Origin of the sequence: Melaminivora alkalimesophila (assembly GCF_000282995.1) — a bacterium.
In the GTDB taxonomy this organism is placed as follows: Bacteria; Pseudomonadota; Gammaproteobacteria; order Burkholderiales; family Burkholderiaceae_C; genus Melaminivora; species Melaminivora alkalimesophila.
Genome location: NZ_ALEE01000536.1, coordinates 1 through 8,150, shown reverse-complemented (window position 1 = coordinate 8,150; position 8,150 = coordinate 1). Strand labels below are relative to the sequence as shown.

10 protein-coding genes and 1 tRNA gene are annotated in these 8,150 nt (G+C 69.2%); 5 read left to right on the top strand and 6 right to left on the bottom strand.

Going from position 1 to position 8,150, the window contains the following annotated elements:
- The 3 genes from A612_RS10515 to A612_RS10505 all read left to right on the top strand — a co-directional run.
- A partial coding sequence (locus tag A612_RS10515; protein WP_019374445.1) for an aldehyde dehydrogenase family protein occupies positions 1 to 499 on the top strand: 499 nt, incomplete at its 5' end.
- 176 nt (positions 500 to 675) lie between these two features.
- Positions 676 to 1,197 carry a GNAT family N-acetyltransferase gene (locus tag A612_RS10510; RefSeq protein ID WP_019374444.1) on the top strand — a complete coding sequence of 174 codons (522 nt, stop codon included), beginning with the start codon at positions 676 to 678 and terminating at the stop codon, positions 1,195 to 1,197.
- Between the two features lie 70 nt (positions 1,198 to 1,267).
- Positions 1,268 to 2,236 carry a tRNA dihydrouridine synthase gene (locus A612_RS10505; RefSeq protein ID WP_051001491.1) on the top strand — a complete coding sequence of 323 codons (969 nt, stop codon included), beginning with the start codon at positions 1,268 to 1,270 and terminating at the stop codon, positions 2,234 to 2,236.
- Here A612_RS10505 and A612_RS10500 read toward each other — a convergent pair.
- From A612_RS10500 to A612_RS10480, 5 genes are all read right to left on the bottom strand, one after another.
- Positions 2,196 to 3,965, bottom strand: a complete 1,770-nt coding sequence (locus A612_RS10500; RefSeq protein ID WP_040436607.1) for a phospholipase D family protein — start codon at positions 3,963 to 3,965, stop codon at positions 2,196 to 2,198. The two genes, A612_RS10505 and A612_RS10500, sit on opposite strands and share 41 nt — an antisense overlap.
- A 124-nt stretch (positions 3,966 to 4,089) precedes the next feature.
- A complete protein-coding gene (gene ribD, locus A612_RS10495) occupies positions 4,090 to 5,223 on the bottom strand; it encodes a bifunctional diaminohydroxyphosphoribosylaminopyrimidine deaminase/5-amino-6-(5-phosphoribosylamino)uracil reductase RibD (protein WP_040436609.1) in 1,134 nt (377 codons plus the stop codon).
- A 129-nt stretch (positions 5,224 to 5,352) separates the two neighbouring features.
- Positions 5,353 to 5,440 (bottom strand) — tRNA-Ser (locus A612_RS10490).
- A gap of 79 nt (positions 5,441 to 5,519) precedes the next feature.
- Positions 5,520 to 5,846: a hypothetical protein gene (locus A612_RS10485; RefSeq protein WP_019374440.1), complete on the bottom strand. Its 327-nt coding sequence runs from the start codon at positions 5,844 to 5,846 to the stop codon at positions 5,520 to 5,522.
- A 140-nt stretch (positions 5,847 to 5,986) separates the two neighbouring features.
- On the bottom strand, positions 5,987 to 6,685 hold the full coding sequence (locus A612_RS10480; RefSeq protein ID WP_019374439.1) for a DUF3334 family protein: 699 nt from the start codon (positions 6,683 to 6,685) through the stop codon (positions 5,987 to 5,989).
- Positions 6,686 to 6,896: 211 nt separating this feature from the next.
- On the opposite strand from A612_RS10480, the gene A612_RS10475 reads away from it, so the two are divergent.
- Positions 6,897 to 7,481, top strand: coding sequence for a YceI family protein (locus A612_RS10475; protein ID WP_019374438.1), 585 nt, complete (start codon positions 6,897 to 6,899; stop codon positions 7,479 to 7,481).
- A gap of 36 nt (positions 7,482 to 7,517) precedes the next feature.
- On the opposite strand, the gene A612_RS10470 is transcribed toward A612_RS10475, so the two are convergent.
- Positions 7,518 to 7,868, bottom strand: a complete 351-nt coding sequence (locus A612_RS10470; RefSeq protein ID WP_019374437.1) for a YkgJ family cysteine cluster protein — start codon at positions 7,866 to 7,868, stop codon at positions 7,518 to 7,520.
- 37 nt (positions 7,869 to 7,905) lie between these two features.
- Here A612_RS10470 and A612_RS10465 point away from each other — a divergent pair, with 37 nt between their 5' ends.
- Entirely contained in the window at positions 7,906 to 8,115 is a 210-nt protein-coding gene (locus A612_RS10465; RefSeq protein WP_019374436.1) for a hypervirulence associated TUDOR domain-containing protein, read from the top strand.
- The last annotated feature ends 35 nt before the right edge of the window (positions 8,116 to 8,150 follow it).

Below are 8,150 nucleotides of genomic sequence, written 5' to 3'. Positions count from 1 at the left end.
GCAGCCGGCACCGGGCGCGCCGCCGCCGCCCCCGCAGTCGATCGGCGACGGCATCGGGCGGCAGATGGCGCCGGTGCTGGTGTTCGGCGCCACTGCGCAGATGCAGCTGATGCAGGAGGAGATCTTCGGGCCGGTCCTGCCGGTGCTCAGCTACGAGCGCCTGGACGACGCCATCGCCCACATCAACGCCCACCCGCGTCCGCTCGCGCTCTACTGGTTCGGGCGCAGCGAGCGCGTGCGCGACGACGTGCTGCGCCGCACGGTCAGTGGCGGCGTCTCGGTGAACGACACGTTGATGCACATCGCGCACGACAACCTGCCCTTCGGCGGCGTGGGCGACAGCGGCTGGGGCGCCTACCATGGCGAGCAGGGCTTTCTGCGCTTTTGCCACCAGAAGGCGGTGCTCTCGCAGTCGCGCTGGTCCATGGGGCACCTGCTGTACCCACCCTACGGCGCGCGCTTCGATCGGGTCATGGGGATGCTGCGGCGGCTCATGTAGCCGGTCCTGCGGCTTGGCCGGCGTGGCAGGCGCCACCTATAGCGCATGCCAGGGCGCCTCGTCCAGTTTCGGCGGCAATGGCCGGTGGCGTGTGCGCCAACCGGACCCCCTGGCGCTTTTGTATCCGTTTGCGCGAAAATACCGGGTTTTCCCTTGTCACCCGTTTTCGTTCTTCCATGTCCAGTATCCAGGTTCGCCCTGCCACGCTTCGCGATGCCAAGGCCATCGCCCAGGTCCACACTGCCGCCGCCCTGGAGGCCTACCGCGGGCTCGTGCCAGACGATCAGCTGAAAGCCATGTCCTCGGTGGAAAAGCGCCAGGCCTACTGGCGCGAGGCCATCGAGTACTGCGAGCCCCAGGTCCAGGTGGCGGTCGACGGCGACAAGATCGTCGGCTTCGTCGGCTTCGACCGTTCGCGCGATGCCAAGACCCGTCCCACCACGGGCGAGATCTGGGCCATCTACGCCGCGCCTACGCACTGGAGCCAGGGCGTGGGGGTCGCCCTGTGGGATGCGGCACGCGACGGCCTGGCCGAGGAGGGCTGCACCACCGTGACCGCCTGGGTGCCGCTGCGCAACGAGCGCGCGCTGCGCTTTCATGAGCTCGCCGGTTTCAAGCGCGAGATGACCACCGCCAAGACCGCCATCATCGGCGGCGTGAAGATCGAGGAAGTGCGCCTGAAGCGCTCCCTGAACTGAGCGCGCCCGGCACCCAGCCACGCCCGGGCCGTTCCCTGCCCCTGTTGCCGTGACGCTTCTGCTGGCCCCCATGGAGGGGCTGCTCGACTTCGTGCTGCGTGACGTGCTTACGCGCGTCGGTGGTGTGGACCGCTGTGTCTCGGAATTCATCCGTGTTACGGGCAGCCTGTTGCCGGAGCGGGTGTTCCACCGCTTCCTGCCCGAGCTGCGCAACGGCGGCCGCACGCTCGCGGGTGTGCCGGTGCGGGCGCAGCTGCTGGGCTCCGATCCGGTCAGCATGGCCGAGAACGCCGCGCGCCTGGCCGAGCTGGGACCCGAGGGGATCGATCTGAATTTCGGCTGCCCGGCGCGCACCGTCAACCGCCACGGGGGCGGTGCGGCGCTGCTGCGCGAGCCTGAACGCATCGCCCGGGTGGTGGCGGCGGTGCGCCGGGCCGTGCCGCGCCATCTGCCGGTTTCCGCCAAGATGCGTCTGGGCTACGACGACGCCAGCCTGGCGCGCGAGTGCGCCCAGGCCATGGAGAGCGGCGGCGCCTGCGAGTTGGTGGTGCACGCCCGCACCAAGGCCGACGGCTACCGTCCGCCCGCGCACTGGGACCGGATCCCGCTGATCCGCGACGCGGTGGGCATTCCCGTGGTCGCCAACGGCGAGATCTGGACCGTGCAGGACGCGCTGCGCTGCCGCGAACTGAGCGGCTGCGATGCACTGATGCTCGGGCGTGGAATGGTCGCCGACCCGGGTCTGGCGCTTGCCATCCGGGCGCATGACCGCGGCCAGGGGGGCGCTGCTGCGCTGGCGTGGGCCGAGTTGCTGCCGCAGTTGGAACGGTTTTGGGAGATGGTCTGCGAAGACCTGGATCCGCCCCAGCGCGCGGGACGGCTCAAGCAGTGGCTGAACCTGCTGCGGCGCCGCTACCCCGAGGCGCAACGCGCCTTCGACGAGGTGCGCACGCTGACCGACCAGCAGGCCATCGGCGCGTGGCTGTGCGCGCTGTTGCTCAGAGCAGGTGGTCCGGTGCCAGCGGCCCGAGCAGCCTGAGCAGCAGGCGCAGCCCGAGGCTGCTGTCCGGGTCGTGCTTCATGTCATCGAGGCCGCTGCCTTCCGGTGCGCGCCACAGCAGCGCTCCGTCCTCGCTGCGCTGCACGTGCCAGGAACCCCGGAGCATGGCCGCCTCGATCTGCCGCGCCGCCTGCTCCGACAGGAGCTTGCTGCGGATCAGCAGCGCCACCTCGGTGTTCTGCAGCTGTGAGCGCAGGTCCAGGTTCATCGAGCCGACCACGAGCAGTTGGCGGTCCACCACCAGGACTTTGGAGTGCAGCATCGACCGGGAAGCGCCGGTGGCGCCGCCCGAAGCACCATCGTTGCCGGGATTGCTGCCACTGCGCTGCGGCCCGGACGGCGTGCCGGAGCTGCCGAAGGCCGTGCGCAGTCCGGCCTGCTCGCTGCGCAGCTCATACAGCTCGACCCCCAGGTCCAGCAGTTCCTCGCGGTGGCGCGCGTAGCCCACATGCGCGATGGGCGCATCGTTGGAGGCCAGCGAGTTGGTCAGGATGCGCACCCGCACGCCGCGCCGGCGCGCCTCGGCGAAGGCCCGCTTCATGTCCTCGCCGGGCACGAAATAGGGCGAGATGATGAGCAGCTCGCGCCGCGTGCGCGCCATCAGCTGCAGCAGGCCGTCGACCACCGTGTCCTCGGCGTCCGCACCGCCCTGCAAGGCGGCCGTGGCATCCGGGCCGGCAGGCTCGCCGCCGGCCGGCCCGGGTTCGCCCTCCAGGGCAATTTTGGTAGGCTGATCGACCAGCACGGCCGCAGGTGCCCACACCAGGCGCGCGTTCGCCAGGTCCAGGGGCTCCTCGTTCCATGCCTGCAGGGCGCGGCGCTGCTGCTCCGGGTCCTGGGCGGGCGGGGGCAGGGCCGGCGCATCGCCTGCCGCAGCGCCGCCCTCGGCTTCCTGGATCTGGGCCTGCAGCTGCTCCAGCTCCTTGCGCGTGACCAGCGATTGCACGGGGTAGGCGCGCGGGTTGTTCCAGTACTGGTCGAAGCTGCGCGAGAGCTCCGCCACGACCGGGCCGGCGGCGAGCACGTCCAGGTCGACGAAATTCTCGCCCGCCCCCTGGCCGAAATAGGCGTCTCCCAGGTTGCGCCCGCCCGTGACGCCCATCGCGTTGTCGGCGATGAACAGCTTGTTGTGCATTCGCTGCTGCACGCGCGAGAAATCGGTCAGCGACCCCCACAGACGCCCCAGCATTGAGTCGCGCGGACCGGCCACCGGGTTGAACATCCGCATCTCGATGTGCGGCTCGAAAGCCAGGCGCATCACCAGCGCGTTGCGCCCCGTGCTGTGGAAATCGTCGAGCAGGATGCGCACGCGCACGCCCCGGCGCGCCGCGTCCACCACTCCGCGCAGCAGGCGGGCCGAACTGGCATCGGCATGGATGGCGTAGTACTGCAGGTCCAGCGTCTTCTGCGCGGCCTCCACCAGGGCAAGCCGGCTGCCATAGGCTTCCTGAGGACCGCTCAGGAGCATGAAACCGGAACTGACTCCCCGCGCCCCGACCGCGCGCCGCTGCCGCTCGACCAGTGCCGACAGATCCGTGGGCCCGCGCGCCACATCCAGGGCCACCGATACCGGCCGTTCCACCTCCTTGGGCAGCCCGGCACAGCCGCTGCACACCAGGGCCAGGGCGACCGCCAGCCATCGATGGGGCCGCGGCCTGCTGGAGGAGGCGGCAGAGCGGGACAGGGCGGCAGGGTCGCAATCGCGCATGGGGCGGGCACCGGGCAAGAGGCTGGCTACACAAGGGGTTGCAGTTTTATAGCCTCGTTGCGGGCAAGGAGCTTGTCGGACGACAGCGGCCGGCGGGGTGGGTGCGTCGATGCGCCCCCTGCCGTCAAAAATCCGCGCGTCCGGCGACCCGCGCCACGATGCGCAGGTCTGGCCCCACTTGCTCGTGCTCGCGGAACTCGAGCGCCAGCTGCTCGGCCAGTGTGCCCAGTGGTCCCCAATGTGCCATGCCGCGCCCGCCGGAACCCAGCAGGCTGGGGGCAAGGTACAGCAGCAGCTCGTCCACCAGCCCATCGCGGATCAGCGCGCCATTCAAGCGATGGCCGGCTTCCACATGCAGCTCATTCACGCCGCGCATCGCCAGGTCGCGCAACATGGCCGCAAGATCCACCTGGCCCGCGGGGCCGGGGAGGCAGACCACCGTCGCGCCGCGCTCGCGCAGGGGCTGCGCCGCCGGTGAATCGGAGGCAGCAGCGGTGTAGATCAGCAATTCGCGCCCCGGGACGTCGAAGAGGCGGCCGCTGGCGGGGGTCTGCAACTGGCTGTCGACCACCGCCAGGCGTGGTTGGCGCGGGGTTTTCACCTCGCGCACATCCAGGCGCGGATCGTCGTGCAGCACGGTGCCGATGCCGGTCAATACTGCACAGGCCCGCGCACGCCATGCATGCCCATCCGCACGCGCCGCCGCAGACGTGATCCACTGGCTCGCGCCGCTGGACAGGGCCGTGACGCCATCGAGCGAGGCAGCGACCTTCATGCGCACCCAGGGCGTTCCGCGCACCATGCGACTGAAGAAGCCGAGGTTGAGTTCGCGTGCGGCTTCGGCACCGGGGCCGACTTCCACCTGGACGCCGGCAGCGCGCAGGCGGGCGAAGCCCTGGCCGGCAACGAGCGGGTTCGGGTCGGCCAGGGAAGCGACGACGCGGGTGATGCCGGCTTCGATCAGGGCATCGCAGCAAGGGCCGGTCCGGCCCCGGTGCGCGCAGGGTTCGAGCGTGACGTAGGCGGTAGCGCCGCGAACGTCGTGGCCCCGGGCGGCGGCATCGCGCAGGGCCATCACCTCGGCGTGCGGGCCGCCCGCTTGTTGGGTGAAGCCCTGGCCGAGGATGCGCCTGTTGTCTGGGCCGGTAATGACGCATCCCACCCGGGGGTTGGGGCTGGAAATGAAAAGCGCCTGGGCGGCGAGCCCAAGCGCTTCGTTGATGGGGGAGGGTGGGGCGTCGTGAGCGGTGGCGGTCATGGAGCACATGATGTGCCCCACTGCAGAAGCGATTTCTTGCCCCGTCCCGCGATGGGTCCACGACATGGTAGTGGTTACGTCTGCAGCAGGTAGAGATGAGTGGTGCCTGGATGTTGTTTCGCCAACTCCTGGCGGAGGCTGTGAGATTCGAACTCACGGACGGTTGCCCGTCGGCAGTTTTCAAGACTGCTGGTTTAAACCACTCACCCAAGCCTCCGGGGAAGACGGGAATTGTATGCGCCCGGGCTCGACCCGGCCCGGTAGCTGGAGAGTGAACAGAAGGCGTTCGATCCGGCTCAGCCGCCCACCGCCTTCTCCAGTTCCGCCTTGTTCATCTTCGAGCGTCCCGGGACGTTCTTCTTGCGCGCTTCCTCGTACAGCTGCTCGCGCGTGCGGCCCTGGGCGCCAGTGTGCGAGCGGCGGCCACCGCGCACCGGCGCGGGCGTGTCCTTCAAGGTCTTGGGGTTGGCGGTCTTGGCCTCGCCATGCTGGGCGCGTTCCTTGTTCACCGTGCGCGCGGCGATCTCCTCGGCGCGCTTGGTGCTCTCGCCGCGCTTCTTGGCGCTGTCCTTGATGTGTTCGTACTGGCGTTCGCGCTTGTCGCTCCAGGCTGCCTGCGGCATGGTGTATCTCCTCGGGAGGATGGACGAGCCTGCAGGCTAGGCGGCTTCTGCAGAAGCCGGGTCGGCAGGAGCGCCCAGCGCCCGTAGGACGGGGGCCGCGCAGCCGAAAAATCGGTTGTGAAGCGCGCGGTGGCGGATGCCTACATGCCCAGCGAGCGCAGGAGGGCGTCGGTGTCGTCGTCCCCTGCGGGGGGCGGCGCGGCAGAAGGCGCATCCACGGCGCCGGCCACCTGGGCCATCACCGCATCCGGATCGGGCGCGTCCTGGGGTTCGAAGTCATAGAGCTTCAAAAACTGCGTGCGGTCGATCGCCAGCTCCAAGTAGAAGATGTTGTTGCTGGCGGTATAGAAAGTGACGCGGCGAGCCTCGGGCTGGTCGAGGTTGGCGTCCACGCTCAGCACCACCTGCTGGTTGAGCACCAGCATCTTGGGCTGGTTCTGCGTGATGTGCGTCTGCAGTTCGCGCCGCACCTTGCCGGTGAAGTCGCCCACAACCTGGTTCATCAGCTCGCCCATGACGTTGCTCACTTCGTCCGACGTGAAGGAGGCGGCCAGATCCTCGCGCGCCATGCCCATGCTGAGCATGTAGCGTTCGTAGATTTCCATGGCGGCCGCGGCGGAGAAATTGATGATCACCAGCCCGGAGAAGCCGCCATCGAACAGCACGAAGCAGCCGATGTCGGGCTTCAGGCAGGTCTTGGTGATGCGCTGGACCATGCCGGAGTAGTGCACCGCGCCCTGGGTGGCGACCGACAGGACGCGGGTGACGGAATTGCACAGCGAGACCAGCACGTCTTCGGTGCCGTAGACGACGGGGGAGTGGGCAGGGGTGTGGTTCATGGACGAGGGGCGCGACGCCAGGGTCGGGGCATGGGCCCCGATGATGACATGCCTGCGTCGTCAATCCGCTGGAGCGGCACTGGGCTGCCATGCCCGTGCGTGCAGCGCTGGCCCTTGCGGCGTAGAGTGCGGGGATTCCTCGGACGGTGGGCCGGCCACGAGCGCCCATCCCGTCCGCCTTCGATCACTGTCTCTTGCAAAGGATTGGACCATGCGCACACGCTCCGCAGCCCTTGCCCTGACCACCGCCCTGGCCCTGATGGCGGCCCCCGGCCTGCACGCCGAGCCGGCGAACTACACAACCGACCCCGACCACACTTTCGCGACCTTCGAGATCGACCACTTCGGCGCCAGCATGATCCGCGCGCGCTTCGACAAGGTGGAGGGCAAGGTAGAGCTCGACCGGGCCGCGCGGACCGGCAAGGTGGAGGTGACGCTGGACATCGCCTCGGTCAGCGTGGGCGTGCCCTCGTTCGAGAAGCACCTGCAAAGCGCGGAGATCTTCGATGCGGCGCGCCACCCGCAGGCGCGCTTCGTCGGCGACCGCTTGCAGTTCGAGGGCGACCGGCTGGTCTCGGTCTCGGGCCGGCTGACGATCAAGGGCAAGACCCAGCCGGTCACCTTCAAGGCGAACCAGTTCAATTGCTACGACAGCCCGATCCTCAAGCGCGAGGTCTGCGGTGAGGATTTCGAGGCGACCATCGACCGCACGGATTTCGGGGTGGATTACATGGCCGACATGGGTTTTGCCAAGCGGGTGCGCATCGTCGCGCAGATCGAGGCTGCCAAGCAGTGAGCCGGGCGCTGCACTGAGGGTCGCAGGCAGCCCGGCTCAGGAGTGGCCGCCCGGTGCCTCCTCGGGCGCCCCGGCGAGCGCGGGCAGCCCGTGCGCGGCTCGCGCCTGGGCGCAGCGCTCGCTGCCCATCTCGAAATCCCGGCAGGCCTGCGGCCGGTGTTCGTAGATGCTGCAGGTGGACGACTGTCCGCATTGCCCCACCAGCGCGGCGCAGCGCACCGGATGTGCGGCGGTGCCGTTCATGCGCCAGCGGTTTCCGCTGACTTCGTGCGCCAGCGCCTCGGGCACACTGCCTCCCATGCCGCTCAACTCATAGACGGAGAACTCGACGCGGTAATGCTCGCAGCAGGCGCCGCACTGCAGGCACGGATGGAGGGTCTCGGTCATGGCCGGGGGTGCGGCATCGACGCAGGAGGAGGACAGGATGAGCGCGAAATTCAAGGTGGGCGACCACGTCCGCTGGAATTCCGAGGCGGGTCACGTGACGGGCAAGATCATTGCCGTGCACACGCGTGATTTTGACTACAAGGGCCATACCCATCGCGCCAGCGAGGACGACCCGCAGTACGAGATCCGCAGCGACAAGAGCGACCACATCGCGGCGCACAAGGGCAGTGCGCTCTCGCGCGTGTGAACGCGCAGCGGGCGCAGGCGCCCGAGCGGCTGCCG

Bases quoted from the DNA above. Each gene is read 5' to 3' on its own strand.
- A612_RS10475 (WP_019374438.1), top strand. From the start codon at position 6,897: ATGCGCACACGCTCCGCAGCCCTTGCCCTGACCACCGCCCTGGCCCTG.
- A612_RS10500 (WP_040436607.1), bottom strand. From the start codon at position 3,965: ATGCGCGATTGCGACCCTGCCGCCCTGTCCCGCTCTGCCGCCTCCTCC.
- A612_RS10510 (WP_019374444.1), top strand. From the start codon at position 676: ATGTCCAGTATCCAGGTTCGCCCTGCCACGCTTCGCGATGCCAAGGCC.
- A612_RS10465 (WP_019374436.1), top strand. From the start codon at position 7,906: ATGAGCGCGAAATTCAAGGTGGGCGACCACGTCCGCTGGAATTCCGAG.
- A612_RS10470 (WP_019374437.1), bottom strand. From the start codon at position 7,868: ATGACCGAGACCCTCCATCCGTGCCTGCAGTGCGGCGCCTGCTGCGAG.
- A612_RS10480 (WP_019374439.1), bottom strand. From the start codon at position 6,685: ATGAACCACACCCCTGCCCACTCCCCCGTCGTCTACGGCACCGAAGAC.
- A612_RS10505 (WP_051001491.1), top strand. From the start codon at position 1,268: ATGGAGGGGCTGCTCGACTTCGTGCTGCGTGACGTGCTTACGCGCGTC.
- A612_RS10485 (WP_019374440.1), bottom strand. From the start codon at position 5,846: ATGCCGCAGGCAGCCTGGAGCGACAAGCGCGAACGCCAGTACGAACAC.
- ribD (WP_040436609.1), bottom strand. From the start codon at position 5,223: ATGACCGCCACCGCTCACGACGCCCCACCCTCCCCCATCAACGAAGCG.